The 15,654-nt window shown below is 64.0% G+C and carries 16 protein-coding genes; 7 read left to right on the top strand and 9 right to left on the bottom strand.

The genetic code is table 11. From position 1 onward, the window contains the following. Positions 1–260: 260 nt before the first annotated feature. The gene (locus tag ASG57_RS19565) at positions 261–869 is read left to right on the top strand and encodes a cysteine hydrolase family protein (RefSeq protein WP_024342872.1); all 609 of its coding nucleotides are present in this window, start codon (positions 261–263) and stop codon (positions 867–869) included. A gap of 51 nt (positions 870–920) precedes the next feature. On the opposite strand, the gene ASG57_RS19560 is transcribed toward ASG57_RS19565, so the two are convergent. The 6 genes from ASG57_RS19560 to ASG57_RS19535 form a co-directional block, all read right to left on the bottom strand. After that, positions 921–1,703 (bottom strand): Crp/Fnr family transcriptional regulator, encoded by a 783-nt coding sequence (locus ASG57_RS19560; protein ID WP_057197076.1) that lies wholly within the window; start codon positions 1,701–1,703, stop codon positions 921–923. Between the two features lie 153 nt (positions 1,704–1,856). Then, on the bottom strand, positions 1,857–3,011 hold the full coding sequence (locus ASG57_RS19555) for a DUF305 domain-containing protein (protein WP_024342874.1): 1,155 nt from the start codon (positions 3,009–3,011) through the stop codon (positions 1,857–1,859). Continuing rightward, positions 3,008–3,187 carry a hypothetical protein gene (locus ASG57_RS19550; protein ID WP_024342875.1) on the bottom strand — a complete coding sequence of 60 codons (180 nt, stop codon included), beginning with the start codon at positions 3,185–3,187 and terminating at the stop codon, positions 3,008–3,010. The genes ASG57_RS19555 and ASG57_RS19550 overlap by 4 nt, the downstream gene beginning before the upstream one ends. Positions 3,188–3,356: 169 nt before the next feature. Further along, positions 3,357–4,961, bottom strand: a complete 1,605-nt coding sequence (locus ASG57_RS19545; RefSeq protein ID WP_024342876.1) for an alpha-amylase family glycosyl hydrolase — start codon at positions 4,959–4,961, stop codon at positions 3,357–3,359. Continuing rightward, on the bottom strand, positions 4,942–5,511 hold the full coding sequence (locus ASG57_RS19540; protein WP_057197075.1) for a hypothetical protein: 570 nt from the start codon (positions 5,509–5,511) through the stop codon (positions 4,942–4,944). The genes ASG57_RS19545 and ASG57_RS19540 overlap by 20 nt, the downstream gene beginning before the upstream one ends. An 11-nt stretch (positions 5,512–5,522) precedes the next feature. After that, positions 5,523–6,698, bottom strand: a complete 1,176-nt coding sequence (locus ASG57_RS19535) for a zinc-dependent alcohol dehydrogenase (protein WP_024342878.1) — start codon at positions 6,696–6,698, stop codon at positions 5,523–5,525. Positions 6,699–6,850: 152 nt separating this feature from the next. Here ASG57_RS19535 and ASG57_RS19530 point away from each other — a divergent pair, with 152 nt between their 5' ends. Continuing rightward, entirely contained in the window at positions 6,851–7,633 is a 783-nt protein-coding gene (locus ASG57_RS19530) for an SDR family NAD(P)-dependent oxidoreductase (protein WP_024342879.1), read from the top strand. Between the two features lie 455 nt (positions 7,634–8,088). Here ASG57_RS19530 and ASG57_RS19525 read toward each other — a convergent pair whose 3' ends face one another. Next, a complete protein-coding gene (locus tag ASG57_RS19525) occupies positions 8,089–8,484 on the bottom strand; it encodes a response regulator (protein WP_028146105.1) in 396 nt (131 codons plus the stop codon). Between the two features lie 78 nt (positions 8,485–8,562). Here ASG57_RS19525 and ASG57_RS19520 point away from each other — a divergent pair, with 78 nt between their 5' ends. The 4 genes from ASG57_RS19520 (at position 8,563) to ASG57_RS19505 (ending at position 14,109) form a co-directional block, all read left to right on the top strand. Beyond that, entirely contained in the window at positions 8,563–9,570 is a 1,008-nt protein-coding gene (locus tag ASG57_RS19520) for a chemotaxis protein CheB (RefSeq protein ID WP_057197074.1), read from the top strand. 9 nt (positions 9,571–9,579) lie between these two features. Next, entirely contained in the window at positions 9,580–9,846 is a 267-nt protein-coding gene (locus ASG57_RS19515; RefSeq protein ID WP_024342882.1) for a hypothetical protein, read from the top strand. Positions 9,847–10,180: 334 nt separating this feature from the next. After that, the gene (locus tag ASG57_RS19510) at positions 10,181–13,351 is read left to right on the top strand and encodes a CheR family methyltransferase (RefSeq protein ID WP_024342883.1); all 3,171 of its coding nucleotides are present in this window, start codon (positions 10,181–10,183) and stop codon (positions 13,349–13,351) included. Continuing rightward, positions 13,351–14,109 carry a Crp/Fnr family transcriptional regulator gene (locus ASG57_RS19505; protein WP_024342884.1) on the top strand — a complete coding sequence of 253 codons (759 nt, stop codon included), beginning with the start codon at positions 13,351–13,353 and terminating at the stop codon, positions 14,107–14,109. Before ASG57_RS19510 ends, ASG57_RS19505 begins: the two co-directional genes overlap by 1 nt. A 57-nt stretch (positions 14,110–14,166) precedes the next feature. Here the strand turns inward: ASG57_RS19505 and ASG57_RS19500 are convergent, their stop codons facing one another. Beyond that, positions 14,167–14,367 (bottom strand): hypothetical protein, encoded by a 201-nt coding sequence (locus tag ASG57_RS19500; RefSeq protein ID WP_057197073.1) that lies wholly within the window; start codon positions 14,365–14,367, stop codon positions 14,167–14,169. Positions 14,368–14,662: 295 nt separating this feature from the next. On the opposite strand from ASG57_RS19500, the gene ASG57_RS19495 reads away from it, so the two are divergent. Then, positions 14,663–14,845: a hypothetical protein gene (locus ASG57_RS19495; RefSeq protein WP_024342886.1), complete on the top strand. Its 183-nt coding sequence runs from the start codon at positions 14,663–14,665 to the stop codon at positions 14,843–14,845. Between the two features lie 476 nt (positions 14,846–15,321). On the opposite strand, the gene ASG57_RS38395 is transcribed toward ASG57_RS19495, so the two are convergent. Beyond that, complete coding sequence (locus tag ASG57_RS38395; RefSeq protein WP_057197072.1) at positions 15,322–15,606, bottom strand: hypothetical protein; 285 nt, start codon at positions 15,604–15,606, stop codon at positions 15,322–15,324. Positions 15,607–15,654 lie beyond the last annotated feature (48 nt).

The following is a 15,654-nucleotide window of genomic DNA, read 5'->3' as shown; positions in this document are numbered from 1 at the left end:
CTGGTCGCTACCCACTTCAGCCACGCCAAGTCTTTCCCGATCCGGCGAGCGAGGGTCCGGATTGTGCGGTCCGGCACGTTTGGGCGGCGAAGCCTTCGAGCACCGCGCGCGCTGAGAATGTCAGGGTGGGGAAGCGCAGCCCGGCGTGAAGGCGCACGGGGCAAATTCCGAGTCTGCCGCTGCTTCGCCGCGGTTCGGAACCAAAGCCTCCGTAAGCGCATTCGCAACGGGTCGCAAAATGCGCCTGACGGTGGAGGACGATGAGGGACAGCACGTCGGAGGTGGCCCCAATCAGGGAGGCCGTTCACCTCTGCATCGACATGCAGCGCATTTTCGCCCCCGGCGGTCTGTGGGCGACGCCCTGGATGGAACGGGTTCTGCCCACGATCGCTTCGATCGTTGCGCGCCATCAGGACCGAACGATCTTCACGCGCTTCATCACTCCGCAGGATCCAGAGGATCGCCGGGGCCAGTGGCAGAGCTATTTTCGGCGCTGGCCGCAGGCCACCCGCAGGCATCTGCCGCCATCCGCTCTTGAGCTTGTGCCGGCCTTGGACCGGTTCGTTCCGCCGGCCGCCGTCATCGACAAGCCGGCTTATTCGGCGTTCAGCAATCCCGGTCTTGCAAGCCTGCTCGTTGAAAAGAAGGTCGGCACCGTCGTGATATCAGGCGCAGAGACGGACGTCTGCGTGCTCTCGACGGTCCTGAGCGCCGTCGATCTCGGCTTCAGGATCGTCATCGTCGAGGACGCGCTGTGCAGTTCGTCCGACGTCGGGCACGATGCGCTCATGACGATGTATCGTACCCGCTTTCATGGCCAGGTTGACCTGGTGACAGCGGAGGAGCTGGCCGAGTTCTGGCGGGAGTAGGAAGCGGAACACGATCCGCGATCGCAGAGGCGCGCAACACGCTCCCAGCGTTCAAGCGACCGCGACGTCAGCAGTCATCGAGTTCGCGTGCGGCAGCCGCGCATCGTCCGTGCCGGATCGAATGCTCAGATAGGCCGGGTCGAAGCCGGCGAGCCGAACCAAGCCCGGCCAGTCCGTGATCGTCAAGGTCCTGCCTTGCCATTGCAGCAGATTGGCGCGGCGCAGCTCCTGGATAGTGCGATTGGCGTGAACGGGGGAGATGCTGCAGGCCGCGGCGAGGTCGGACTGGGTGAAGGGCGAAGACAATCTGAGGTCTCTGGCAAGGCCGACGATTTGCAGCCGCACGGTGATCTCGCATAGCAGATGCGCCACGCGGGTCAGTGCGTCCCGGCTGCCGAGGTTCACCGTCCAGTTGCGCTGGATCGCGTGTTCGGCGAGGAGCATCAACAGCATGGCCTGCGACATCGCCGGCGAACGCGCTGCGACTTCGCGGAAGAAGCGGTGCGGCACGAGGGCGACGATGGCGGGTCCGAGCGCGATCAGATTGCCCTCGATGCGCGGGCGATGGAGGGTGTGCAGGTTGGCGATGTCGCCGGGCACGCAGATCGCGGTGATCTGCCCATCGGCGCTCTCGTGGTTCTGCCAGGACAGATATCCTTGGAGCAACAGGCAGCAATGGGTCGCCTCGTCGCCGTGCCGCAGGATGATCTGATGCGTGCCGAAATGCGCAATGCTGCTCGGCATGTCCGCAAGCAGGTCGAGATCGTCGGTCGTCAATTCGACGAGGCTCGTCAGCCGATCGGCGAGTTTCGAGAAAGCAAATCCTGCCTGCATGTCACGTCCGATTGCCAACCCCCGTGTGCGACATTGACCGAGGAGGGGGACAGGAGGCATTAACCTTTGATACGTTTGCTCCGAATGCGAGCGGCGGAGCGAGACAAACAGCCGGAACTCGCAATGCCCGCGCGGCTCGCCCACCCAAATCTCTCAATTGACGTTGTCGCCGAACATGTTGCGAACCGCGGTGGTAACGGCGGCAACGCCGCTTACGCCTTGCATCAGCCCAATCTCGCCTTGCTGCTCATGGCGAATGGCGTGGGCCATGACGCGCAGACGCGGATCGCCGCTGCTTCGCCACATCTGGTCGGCCATCCTGACTGCACCCCGGTGATGCCTGCTCATTATCTCGACAAACAGCGCGTCGAACTGGTCCGGCGGCGCAGTCCTGATCTGTCGCATCTCGGCCGGCACCAGAAAGCCGGGCATCGCCGCACGCTCCTCCGTGCTGCAGTCTGGCATCTCCGTGTCGAACCAGCTCAGCCACCAGTTCTCGAAGATCCGGTTCTCGCCGCTTTGGCTCGCGACCATCATCATCGCGAGCTTTCGCAGGTGCGGGTCCTGCGCGCGCTCCGCGCCAACCCGCGCCAGCTCGATGCCCTGGGCATGATGCGCGGTCATGTGACGGATGTAGGTCTGGTCCTGATCCCTGTCGCGGCCCATCCATGGCAGCTCGTGACCATGACTGCCAAAGAATGCGATGGTTCCGAGCACTACAACCGCAGCCAGCGCGCCGGTGATCCAGGCGTTGGTGAACCGCACGTCGCGCCGCGGCGCATTGCCGTGTCTCCAGCGCAGGCGGGCGAACAGAGGATACATCACGGCCGAGGAGCCATGGACAAGCAGGCCGATCCAGTAGGGCTGCTGCAGCGTGAACAGCGGCTGCCAGAACGGAAACAGCGGCACCAGCACGAACCATTCCATGCCGGAAGAGAATACGGCCCAGGGCAGCGCGAGCAACAGGATCGTCATCGGCCGCAAGTCTGCGGTCCAGCGCCCGAGCACGCCGAAGAAAACCAGAGCCCAGGAAAAATCCGCCCATTGGTGAAAGGCGATCCCGGTCAGGATCGTGCTCCAGGATGGCTCGGAGCTGATCGCCCAGTCGCGCGCGGGAATGGCGGCGACCGTCATCCAGTCGACCGCGGCGTCGCGGCCGATGCGGGCGGCGGAGAGCTGGCTGACGATGGTGGAGAAAGTGCTGCTGATCAGGCCGAGCTCGGCGGCGGCGATCCAGCTCGAACGCCGCCGCTCCCCGGTAGCGGGTCGCGGTCCACTGCCAATTGCTGGTCGCGGCTCCGCGTTCACGTCAGCTGCTTGAGCTTCTTCAGCGGATTGAGCTCGCTCGGCTTGTCCTGTTCGTCGCGCCCGCGCTCGGCTTGCGCCTTGCCCTCATCGTGGAGATCCTGGTCGCCGATGATCTCGCCGACAGCCTGCTTCGTCTTGCCTGCGATGCGTTGCTGAAGACCCTTGGTCTTGCCCATGAGCTGCCTTCCGATATGTCTGCCTGCGGGCTCACGCCGCTGGCCCCGGCGCCTGAACGGGGGCATTGGGCACCGGGGCTGCGGTTTCGTCCAAATTGCCTCCGGCGGCGGGGGAGACGCCGAAGGCGTTGATCAGACGCGCTGGCGCCCGGATGGTTCCTGCTTGCGATCACCGAGGCTCGAGCGCGATGATCACGCCTTCGTTGCCTCGAAGCAGGATCGAAGCGTCAGCCGACGGCCCGGACGGCCGGTCCAGATGCGTCGACATCACCAGGCGACCGCGACCTTGCCAATGGAGTTTTCGCGGCTCGGCTGCGATGTTGAGCGCGACCAGAATTTCGTTGCGGCCGTCGATGCGTTTGTAGGCGAGGACATCGTTCTGCGAGCGCAGCGGTTCGTAAGCGCCGCATCGCAGGCCGGCATGCTCGTGCCGCAAGGCCATCAGCCCGCGAAACAGCGCCAGGATCGACCGCTCGTCGCGCTGCTGTACGGCAACGTTGGCCGCGCCATCGGGTGGCTCCAGCGGCAGCCAGGGATGGCCCGTGGTGAAGCCGCCGTCGCGGCTGTCATCCCATCGCATCGGCGCGCGTTCGGGATCGCGGCACAAACCATATCCGGGCACGAGCTTCTCGAAGGGATCGCGGACGCGGTCGGACGGAATGGGGACGCGCTTGCGGCCGATCTCGTCGCCCATGAAGAAGAACGGCGTTCCCCGCAGCGTCATCAGCAGCATCGCCACGACACGCATCTGCGGCTCGCCGATCTTGCTCGCGATCCGCTGCTTGTCGTGGCCGCCGATGACCCAGACCGGCCAGGCATGATCGGGAATGGCACTCAGATAGGCATCGATCGTCGCCTGCAGCGACGGGGCGTCCCATTGTGAATCGAGCAGGGCGAAATTCAGGGGCAGGTGCAACCGCGGCCGGTCGTTTCCGTAGAAGTGCCCGATGCGGTCGGTCTTGCCCTGGACTTCGCCGCACAGCATGCGCCCAGGATAGGCGTCGATCACCTCCCGGATGAACTCGATGCAGTCCATCGTTTCCGGTCTGTCGTCGGTGAACACGGGTGTCTGCCGCTGCGGCGGCGGCTTGCCCTCTGCTTGCGGATTCGGCGGATTGTCGCGCAGCAGCTCGTCCTTGATCAGGACGGCGCTGGCATCGACGCGAAAGCCGTCGACGCCGCGATCGAGCCAGAAGCGCATGGCATCGGCGATGGCGGCCCTCACGTCCGGATTGCGCCAGTTCAGGTCGGGCTGCTCGACCAGAAAGGAATGATAGTAATATTGTCGCCGCGGCTCGCACCATTCCCAGCCGCTGCCGCCGAACCGGCTCAGCCAGTTGTTGGGCGGGCCGCCGTTCTCGGCAGGATCGGCCCAGATGTACCAATCGGCCTTGGCGCTGTTGCGCGAGCTCGAGCTCTCGACGAACCATGCGTGATCGTTCGCGGTGTGATTGGGGACGAGGTCGAGAACGAGCCGGATGCCCGCGGCGTGCAGCGCCTCGACCAGGCGGTCGAACTCCTCGAGGCCGCCGAAGGCGGGGTCGACCGAGCAATAGTCGGAGATGTCGTAGCCGAGGTCGCGGAACGGACTCTTGTAGATCGGCGTCAGCCAGACCGCGTCGACGCCGAGCCACTTCAGGTAGTCGATGCGCGACATCAATCCTGCGAGGTCGCCCTTGCCGTCGCCGTTCGAGTCCTGGAAGGAGATCAGCGCGATCTCGTAGATGACGGCGGATTCCCACCACGCCGTTTCGTCACGGGACGCGACGCTCATCGCCTTGCTTCACCTCGCTACGACCGGCATGCGCTGCGATCTGCCTTGCCGCAGTTCTGGCGTTCTCGATGCCCTTGGGGAAGCCGCTGCGGTTCGGGTAAAGCTTGCGCCGTGCATCGCGAGCCGGGCGTCGCGGCTTGGTGTCCTGTGCGGCCCGATAGTCGAGCACGGCGATACCGCCGACCATCAGCAGCGCCAGCGCGATGTTGCCCTTCTTGGGATTGTCAGCCGTCAGCCCCGATAGCAACGCGGCGGCATCGAGGCCGTCGCCGCCGACGCGGGCCCACAGGCCGGCGTTCTTGTCGACCGAGAGCGACATCACGCCGGCCAGGATCTCGCGCACGCCGAAAGCGCGGACCAGCGTCTCATGGCCTTCCATGCCGACCGCTTCCGTGACGCGTCTCGGCGCAAACAATTCGAAGGCGCCGAGGCCGATGCTGAACCAGCCGAGCGCCCGCGCGAGCTGGTCGGCGGACTGCTTCAGGCTCGGCCCGCCCTCGACGATCTTGGGGTCGCCCTTGGTGCGTACGATGTTGGAGAAATGAAACATGAGTCTGCTCCTCAGGGCTTCAGCACGACCTTGACGCAGGAATCACGCTTGTCGCGGAACACCTGGTACATCTCCGGTCCCTGGCTGAGTGGGACGGTATGGGTGATGACGAAGGACGGATCGATTTCGCCTTCTTCGATGCGGCGGAGCAGGTCGTCGGTCCAGCGGTTGACGTGGGTCTGGCCGGTCCGCATCGTCAGGCCCTTGTTCATGAACGCCCCCATCGGAAGCATGTCGGACAGACCGCTGTACACGCCTGCCACCGAGATGATGCCGCCCGGCCTGCAGACATAGATCATCTCGCGCAGCACGTGCGGCCGATCGCTCTCTGCCATGACCATCTGCTTGGCGCGGTCGAGTAGCGTGTCGGGCAGGGACGGCATCACGTGCGATTCCATGCCGACGCAGTCGATGCACTTTTCCGGCCCCTTGCCGTCGGTCAATTCCTGGAGCCGCTCCACCACGCTTTCGGTCTCGAAGTTGATCGTGGTGGCGCCGCCGGCTTCCGCCATGCTGAGCCGCTCAGGCAGGCAGTCGATCGCGATCACCTGGTTGGCGCCGAGCAGGAGGGCGCTGCGGATCGCCATCTGGCCGACCGGGCCGCAGCCCCAGATCGCGACCGTGTCGGTCGGCTCGATGTCGCATTGCACGGCGGCCTGCCAGCCGGTCGGGAAGATATCGCTGAGGAACAGCAATTGCTCGTCGGGGATTCCCGCGGGCACCTTGATGTGGGTGGCATCGGCGAAGGGCACGCGCAGATATTCGGCCTGGCCGCCCGGATAGCCGCCGGTCAGATGCGTGTAGCCGAACAGGCCCGCGGTGGTGTGGCCGAACACCTTGTCCGCCAAATGACGCTTGCGGTTGGTGGTCTCGCAAACTGAAAAATTACCGCGCTTGCACTGGTCGCATTCGCCGCAAATGATCGTGAAGGGCACGACGACGCGGTCGCCCTTCTTCAGCTTGCCGTTGACGCCCGAGCCGACCTCGACCACTTCGCCCATGGTCTCGTGGCCCATGATGTCGCCGGGCAGCATGCCGGGAATGAAGTTATGGAAGAGATGAAGGTCGGAGCCGCAGATGGCGCAGCTCGTGACCTTGATGATGGCGTCGCGCGGGTCCTGGATCTCCGGGTCGGTGACGGTGTCGCACCGGATGTCCTCCTTGCCGTGCCAGACCAGCGCCTTCATCTCCGTCCTCCCGTTTGAACCAGCTGGCTTCTAAGTCCGGGAATGAACGATGGTTGCTATCGTCCCGCGCAAATTATTCGCACTGCGCAAAATAGGAACGAGAGGGCAGGGCAGCGATTGGAGGTCATCACCTCGATTCTAGGAATGTGCGCATGCCCGCCAATCAACTCGCCATCGTCACAGGCGCCTCAACCGGTATCGGCTTGGAACTCGCAAGATGCTGTGCCCAGGCAGGTTTTAACCTCGTCGTCGCCGCGGACGAACCGCAGATCGAGCGGGTGGCCGTCGATCTGCGCCGCCTCGGTGGAAGCGTGGAGCCTGTCGAGGCCGATCTCGCTACGACCGAGGGTGTCGACAAGCTGTGCGCAGCCGTCGGCGACCGGCCGATCGATGCGTTGCTGGCCAATGCCGGGGTCGGCCTGGGCAAGGCCTTTCTCGACCAGGACTTTGCCAGGGTGAAGCACCTCATCGACACCAACATCACCGGCACGCTGTATCTGATCCACCGCGTCGGCAACGGGATGCTCCGCCGCAATGCCGGCCGCATCCTGATCACCGGCTCGATTGCCGGCTTTATGCCCGGGAGTTTCCAGGCCGCCTACAACGGCAGCAAGGCATTCCTCGATTCATTCTCGTTCGCCCTGCGCGAGGAGCTGCGGGACAGCGGCGTCACCGTCACCTGCCTGATGCCGGGTCCGACAGAGACCGAGTTCTTCCGCCGCGCCGAGATGATGGACACTAAGGTCGGCACCGAAAAGAAGGACGGCGCCTACGATGTCGCCAAGGTCGGCTTCGATGCGATGATGCGCGGGCAGGCCGACGTCGTCGCCGGGATGAAGAACAAGATCCAGACCACGGTCGCCAACGTCACACCAAACGAGATGCTGGCCAAGCAGCACCGCAAGATGGCGGAGCCGGGCACGGCAAAGTCATAGGTTTCGTGCGCGCTTTGGCGGCGTTCGCCGCGGCGGCAGTCTCGAATTCGTTCAGGTAGGGAGAGACGATTCACACAGCTTAATGCGCAGCGGTCCGGTAGCGGTCACATTTTGACCGATGGAGAAAGGGGGCAGCGATGGCTATGAATCGTGTTGAACTGGCCTTTATCGCGACCGCTATCACGGGTTTCCTCGTGATGCTGGCGGCGCTCGTCTGGATGATGATGAGCTGACTTGGGGAGGTTGCCGCCTTGCGCGTCGCGCTACCTTACGCCGCAGTCATCCTGTGCCTGGTCGTGACGGCCTGGCTTGCCTTCGCGCATTTGTTCTGATCGTAGGTCGGCGGACTCGGGGCCGCGGGCTTGTCCGGTCGACGGCGCGAGCGAGCTGCGCAGATCGAGCTTCCTTCTATTCTTGTGCTGCGATGCAGGCCAAATGACACGCCTCGTGCTTGGTCACACCCTGGGCTCCGCGATGAGCCCAGTCAGCTTCTGCGCCATCGCGGGAAGATCGATCGGCTTTTCCATCAGCGGCACGTCCTGAAACTCCGGACCGAGCGCGACTTTGTCGTACCCCGTGGTGAAGACGAACGGGACGTTTCGCGCTCTCAATTCGCGGGCGATCGGAAAGACCATCTCGCTGCGGATGTTGACGTCGAGCACGGCGGCATCCAGGACGCTGCCGTCGCGCAGGACCCTGAGCGCGTCCTCGAAATCACCGAAGGGCCCCGCGATCTCCGCGCCCATTGCCCGGAATGTCTTGCCGATGTCATCGGCGAGGAAATACTCGTCCTCGACCACGAAAATGCGACGCCCCGCGAGCGGTGCGCCCCGGTGCGACCATGCCGTCATGCTGTCAACCTCCTAGGAACATAAAACGGCGCTCCGCCTTGGTGCAAACTGCAAACGATGCAATCGGAGGCGAGTTCCATGAGCAACCGTGACATCATAGTCATCGGGGGCTCGGCGGGAGCCACTGCGCCACTGAAGCAGATTTTGGGCCGTCTGCCCGCCGACTTGCCGGCCGCCGTTTTCGTCGTGCTGCACATCCCGGCGCAAGGCATCGGCATTCTCTCCACCGTTGCCAGCAGAGCCGGGCCGCTTCCCGTGCGCCAGGCACAGAACGGCATGAAGATCGCGCCGGGCCGGATCTATCTTGCCGCGCCGGACCATCATCTGCTGCTGTCCGGGGATCACATTTTCCTCGGCCGCGGACCGCGCGAAAACATGGTGCGGCCCGCGATCGACGCCCTGTTTCGCTCCGCTGCCCTCTACCACGGACCGCGCGTGATCGGCGTGCTCCTGAGCGGACTGTTGTCGGATGGCGCGGCCGGCCTCAACGCCATCAAACGCTGCGGGGGGATGGCCGTGGAGAAGGACCCCGCGGACGCAATCTCAGAGGAGATGCCGCGGTGCGCAATGGAAGCGACGACGGTCGACCTCTGCGTTCCCGGCGCCACAATGGGTGACGTGCTGTCCGAACTCGTCAGGGAGCCGGCCGGCGCCGCCCTGGCCATCCCGCCCGAGATCAGGCTCGAGGTCGAGATCGCGGCCGGGGAGCGCATCGGCAGCGACAATCTGGTCGCGGTTGCGGACCCTGTCGGGCTGACCTGCCCGGCGTGCGGTGGCGTGCTTTCGAAAGTCAAGGACGCGCGCCCCATGCGCTTCCGCTGCCAGGTCGGTCACGGCTTCACGGCCGATGCGCTCGCCAAGGAGCAGGAGGGACGCGTCGACGAAGCCCTGCGCGTGGCGCTGCGGATCATCGAGGAGCGGGCAGAACTGGTGCAGCGGATGGCAGCCGATGGTCGGCGCAGCGGTCGCGCTGCCGTGGCCGAGATGTACGAGGCCAGGGCGGTCGAATATCGCGAATACGCCGACATGATCCGGCGCGTCGTGCTGAAGTCGCTCGACCGTCCCAACGGCGAACGGGAAGCTTGAAGGCTTGCTATGGCCGTCTCCCTTGCCGAACGCACCGCACAGCTCGAAGCCGAGCGAGGTCTGCTGGTGAAGGCCGATCAGGACATCGAGGAGGGCTGGCGGCGCATCCACGATCAGGAAGATCGGGTTCGTGAGCTCATGGCTGGCGGCCACGATACGTGCCAGGCGGAGCGGCTGGTCAGCCTGCTCAAGCAAACCGTGGTGGAGTGGGAGCGGCACCGTGTTCTGATCGCGGAGCGGGTCGAATATCTCCGCCAGGAGGTCGCGGCGGGATAGCACGCAAAGGCATCTCTCCTGAACTCTGTGCTCAGCTCGGATATGGCGTTGAGCTGCCATTCCGCTACTGGCGCCAGCGCTCGTTCTCCGCCAGCAGGCGGCTGGCGTCTGCGTTGGCGCGATCGGCGCGCCTGATCAGATCGGCAAGCTCCTCCCAGATTGGCATTGCGGGTTCCTCCGCTAGCGCCGGCGAGTTTGGACGCGGCAACGGAGCTGACGACGCCCCAAGTTCAGGGACATTTTTGCGTTTAATGTGTTGGGATAATATCGTTTCCTGTTATTTGCAGAGGCCGGGGCGCCATTGGTCCCGGAGCGAACGAGAGCCACCAGAGCCATGCATGACGTCGGCGACCAGCCGGTCCAGGGAGAGCGCCAGATCAAGACTCCGCTGATCATAGGGGTGGGCGCCTCGCCCGGCGCCCTGGACAGCATCGAGCGCTTCTTCAGCAGGCTGACCATCGGATCCGATCAGGCGATCGTGCTGGCGCTTCAGAACCATGAAGCCTTCAACGAGCGGCAATTGCGCGAGATCGTGCAGGCGTCCAATGGCGGCAAGCTCACCGATATCAGTGACGGCCACCCGATCGAAGGCGGCTCGGTCTATCTCTGCCCGCCGTCGATGATCACCACGATCCAGAGCAACCGGTTCGCGCTGCGCAAGGCAGAGCAGGCGCCCGGCGAGCGCGCAACGATCGACAGCTTCCTGGTCTCCTTGGCGGAGGAGCGCGCCGAGCAATCGATCGGCGTCGTCCTGGCCGGCACCGGCGGCGATGGTACGCTGGGCACCGCGGCCCTGAAAGACCACGGCGGTCTTGCCATCGCCGAGAAAGTCGCAGGGCTTGATGAGCCTGAGCACCTGCGCGACGGCAACACGCCCGCCGCGATCGCCGACTATGTGCTGCCGCCGGAGGATATCCCGGAGCATATCCAGGTCTATGCTCGTCATCTCAGGCGACTGGACGAGAAGCAGGGCTTCGACGAGGTTCTGGCAACCGCCGCGACCTCGCTGTTCCGCATCGCCGATATCCTGCGCAGCAGGACCGGCAATGATTTCCACGGCTACAAGCAGAACACCTTTCTGCGCCGCGTGCAGCGGCGCATGCAAGTGGTGCGGATCGACGACATCGCTGCTTACGCCGATTTCCTGCGCAACGACAACGACGAGGCTCAGCACCTCTTCAATGACCTCCTGATCGGTGTCACCGAATTCTTCCGGGACAAGCGCGAGTTCGAGGTGCTGGAAGACCAGATCATCCCGAAGATATTCGAGGGCAAGGGAGCGGGCCAGCAGGTGCGCGTCTGGGTACTCGGCTGCGCCACGGGCGAGGAGGCCTATTCGATCGCTATTCTCCTGCGCGAGCATATGGCGCGCATGGATTCCGTGCCGCAGGTCCAGGTCTTCGCCACCGACATCGATGGACGCGCGCTTGCGACCGCCCGCGTCGGGCGTTATCGCACCAATATCGAGGCGGATATGACCGGCGAACGCCTGACGCGCTGGTTCGTGCGCGAGGGCGACACTTATAGCGTAGTGAAGGAGCTGCGCGAGATGTGCATCTTCTCGCAGCACAACGTCATCAAGGATGCGCCGTTCTCCAGGCTCGACCTCGTTTCGTGCCGCAACCTGCTCATCTATCTCAATGCCGAGTTCCAGAACCGGGTCATCCCGCTGTTTCATTTCGCGCTGCTGCCGGAGCGCTATCTATTCCTCGGCAATTCCGAGAACGTGACCCGGCACCCCAAGCTGTTCGCGCCGGTCGACCGTCGCGCCCGGATCTTCAAGAAGCTGGAGACCGGAACCCGGCTGCCGCCTGAATTTCCGATTACGACCGCGGCCGGCCGGGTGCCGGTCGAGGTGCCGGCAATACGCTCGTTCGGCTCCGACGTCGGCCTGGAGCGGCGCGCGCAGCGCATCGCGGAGCGCTATGCGCTCGCCTATGTCATTACGGACGACAATTTCCAGGTCCAGCATTTCTCGGGGCGTACCGGCCGCTACATCGAGCCGATGGCAGGCGCTGCTACGCTGGACCTACTTCAGCTCGTGCACCGCGATCTGCGTCTGGAGTTGCGTACCGCGCTCTGCAGCGCCGCCGAAACGAACGAGCCCGCCCATGCCGAGCAGGTGCAACTCGGAGTGAACGGTCAACGCCTTCTGGTCGACATCACCGTCGAGCCGATCCAGGACGGCGGCGGGGACCAGCGCAATTTCGTCGTTCTGTTCAAGGAAGGTCCGGTGCGAAGCGTCGAAGCCGATCAGAGCGGCACCAACGCGTTGGTGCGCACCGAGCAGGTGGAGCGCCTCGAAAACGACCTGCGCGCCACGCGCGAGCGCCTTCAGGCGACCATCGAGGAGCTCGAGAGCACCAACGAGGAGCTGAAATCCTCCAACGAGGAATATCAGTCGCTCAACGAGGAGCTTCAGTCCGCGAACGAGGAGCTGGAGACCTCGCGTGAGGAATTGCAGTCGGTCAACGAGGAACTGACGACCGTCAACGGCGAACTGGCCCACCGCGTCCAGGAATTGACGCGTGCTACCAGCGACCTGAAGAATTTCCTCGAAAGCACGCAGATCGCGACCGTATTCCTCGACAATGATCTGCGGGTCATGAACTTCACGCCTGCGATTACGCAGATCCTCCACCTTGTCGAGACCGACACTGGCCGGCCCGTCGGTCACATCAAGGCCCGCGTGCCGATCGAGGAGCTCTATGATGACATTCGTCGGGTGCTGCGCACGCTCGCCAGCGTCGAGCGCGAGCTGAGCGCGCCGGACAGCGGCACGCGCTACATCGTGCGCATCCTGCCCTATCGCAGCATCGACAATTTCATCGCCGGCGTCGTCCTCACCTTCATCGACGTTACCGCAATCACCCGTGCCGAAGAGCGACAGCGCCTGCTGCTGGCCGAGCTCCAGCACCGCGTTCGCAACACGCTCGGCGTGGTGCGCTCGATTGCGCGACGCTCGGCGGAAACGAGTTCGACCGTGGAGGAGTATGCCTCTCATCTCGATGGCCGGCTGAACGCCTTTGCACGCACGCAGGCGCTCGTGACTCGAGATCCCGAAGGCGGCGTCGATCTCGAATATCTCGTGATCGAGGAGCTGCTTGCCTACAATGCCCGGGAAGGCGAGCAGATGCGGGTTTCGGGACCGAAGGTGCGCTTCCAGCCCAAGGCGGCAGAGACTTTCGCGCTTGCGGTCCACGAGCTCGCCACCAATGCTCTGAAATACGGCGCCCTGAGCCAGCCCAGCGGGCGGATCGAGGTAACTTGGCGTGTGGACGAGAGCATCGAGCCGGCGGAGCTGCTGTTCGAATGGCGAGAGCGCGGCGGGCCACCCGTGAGCCCGAGGCCACGGAAAGGATTCGGTACCGAGCTTCTGGAGCGTACGCTGGCGTTCGAGTTGAAGGGGCAGACCACGATGGTGTTCAATCCGTTAGGGCTGCAATGCACCATCGCCATTCCCCTGAGCAAGCGCGCCTTCCATACACCGGTGGTTGCCCTCTGATGCCGTTGTCGACAGCCGATCGCAGCGTTTTGGAGCCGGTCGTTCGCCGGCTGGGCGCGCTCAGGACGTTGTCGACCGAGGCTCGGGCATCGCTCGAACTTGCCGTTCTCGACGGTCTCCAGCGGGCCGGCTCGGGCGAAGACCTGGTAACGGAGAGTGATCCCGTCGATAGCGTCCGGGTCCTGCTGTCGGGCTGGCTTGGCCGCTACAAGATGCTGGAGGACGGCCGCCGCCAGATCGTCAACTTCATCTTCCCGGGCGAGAGCTGCGATGCGCACGCCTACCTGCTGGGCGAGATGGACCATTCGATCATGACCCTGACGCCGGTAGTCTATGCCGAGATAAAGCGCGCTCGCTTCGAGAGCCTGCTGGCGAAAAACCCGACGCTGTCTGAGGCTTTCTGGTGCGAGACGCTTCTCAACAATGCAATCCAGCGCGAATGGGCCATCAATCTCGGCCGTCGTGTCGCGCTCGAGCGCGTGGCCAATCTGTTCTGTGAGATATTCGAGCGGCTCCGCCCCGTGGGCATGATCGACCGCAATTCCTGCATCATGCCCGTGACGCAAATGGATCTCGCGGATGCCACGGGACTGTCCGTGGTTCACCTCAATCGGACACTTCAGGAGTTGCGTGGGGCTGGGTTGATCGTGCTGCGCGAGCGGACACTGACCATCCCGGACCTTGATGCGCTCAAGAACGCGGCGTTGTACTCGCCGAGTTATCTGCGACTGTATCGAGGGGCTGAAATGACCCGATGAGCCCGGCGTCCTTCGCGCGGGTTTCGTCGCCGCAAGTTGGTCCGGCCGGAAGCGTCCTTACACGTCACCACGTTTTGCGACGCTGCTCTCCTGGTGATCATCACCTTGTCCGTTTGGTAAGGGCTCGTGAGTTCTCCGGCCGAGAAACGTATCCGGCAGGGGAAGCTCCAGAGCTTTTCGTGCCTCGCGAATGGCGTCGCGAACCTGCTCCACGTGCTTCTCGTCCGACTGCAACGGAAAATGGATTTGCTTCGCCATCAGGCGCTCCCCGAGTTACGCAGGCGGGAGCACCATTGGTCTCTCAGCCACCGGCGCCTACGGGCAGAGCCTCAGCCGGTGATGGAGTGACCTTATACCAGCCGTGGCGTTTCGGCGAGCGGAAACGGGGCGCCGCCTGGCAATTCGCATCCCGGTCACCGGCTCTTGGTTGAAGAAGCGCCGCACCTGTTGCAAGCACTTGATCTAGGTTAGTTCTTTGAGCTTTTTGAGCCATTGGCTCGCTTTGAGTAACCTATGCAAGAGAACGCAAGCGAGACTCGTCGCACGATGCGGGATGCCTGATGCCCTGTTTGCACGCTCCGCACGCGCTATCGAAGAGAGCCGCTCCCTCCGGGAGCAGCACAGGCGAGATGCGGACCACTACCGCGAGACCGTGAACGATTTGCGTTTGGCGATCATGGACAGCGCGATGCTTCGCTCCGAGCTCAAGGCGCACCGGGACAACGAGAAACCGTGACCCTGGTCTTTTTGTGTGGATGCGCAACCCTTGTCCGTCTCGCGACGTTGATTGCTCGTACGGCCGTACGGCCGGCGCCTCATCGACGTCAGCACGCAGTGGCGCGCTCGGCCTCAAGTCCCAGGAGAACGCCTGATGACGCGACATCGATTCAAGCAAGTCGAGAATTTAGAGACGCGCTTGGCCGCGGAAGCTGAGCGGCTACGCGAGGAAGCCAAGGCGCTTCCGCCCGGCGCGGCGCGGGACGCCACGTTGCGCAAGGCGCGTCAGGCGGAAACGGGGTCTCAGATGAGCGAATGGCTACGGTCACCGGGCCTGCAGCCGCCTCACTGAGGGCGGGATGCCCGCAGCACGCGGCGGGAACGGGTTAGATCTCGGCGCGTAACGATGCGCTGATGTCGTGGGCAGAAACCTGAAAATGAGCGCCACGTCCATCGTCCCCGTTGCGTCCGGTTGTCGCCCCGGCGGTGCGTCGGTCAGCGCCGTTTCGCGGCTTTGGTTCGCCGGTTGTACGGCGAGCGGTTGACGGGTCTCAGAGAAATTCCTTCGCGTTGCGCCTTGCTCCGAATGGCCGCGACCGGGCGTTGAAGCTTGATGCTCATCACGCCGGTTGGCGTGTTGCCTTTCGCAAGCTGCTTAAGCTTGCTCACGTCCGCAGGAGTCCAAGGCTGCCGCGCCCGACGCTTGTACGCGGGATTTGCCTTGCGCGGTCCCTTGCGGCCGATCGGTGAGCCCGGCCGTTTCCATGCTGCTTTTGCCATGATGATCCTCCTTCAAGTCGTTCTTGAACATGCGAATCAGCATTTCGG

The sequence above is a fragment of the Bradyrhizobium sp. Leaf396 genome, from assembly GCF_001424605.1.
Classification (GTDB): Bacteria; Pseudomonadota; Alphaproteobacteria; order Rhizobiales; family Xanthobacteraceae; genus Bradyrhizobium; species Bradyrhizobium japonicum_C.
The sequence above is the reverse complement of the archived record's forward strand: the minus strand, read 5'-3'. Positions and strand labels throughout refer to the sequence as shown.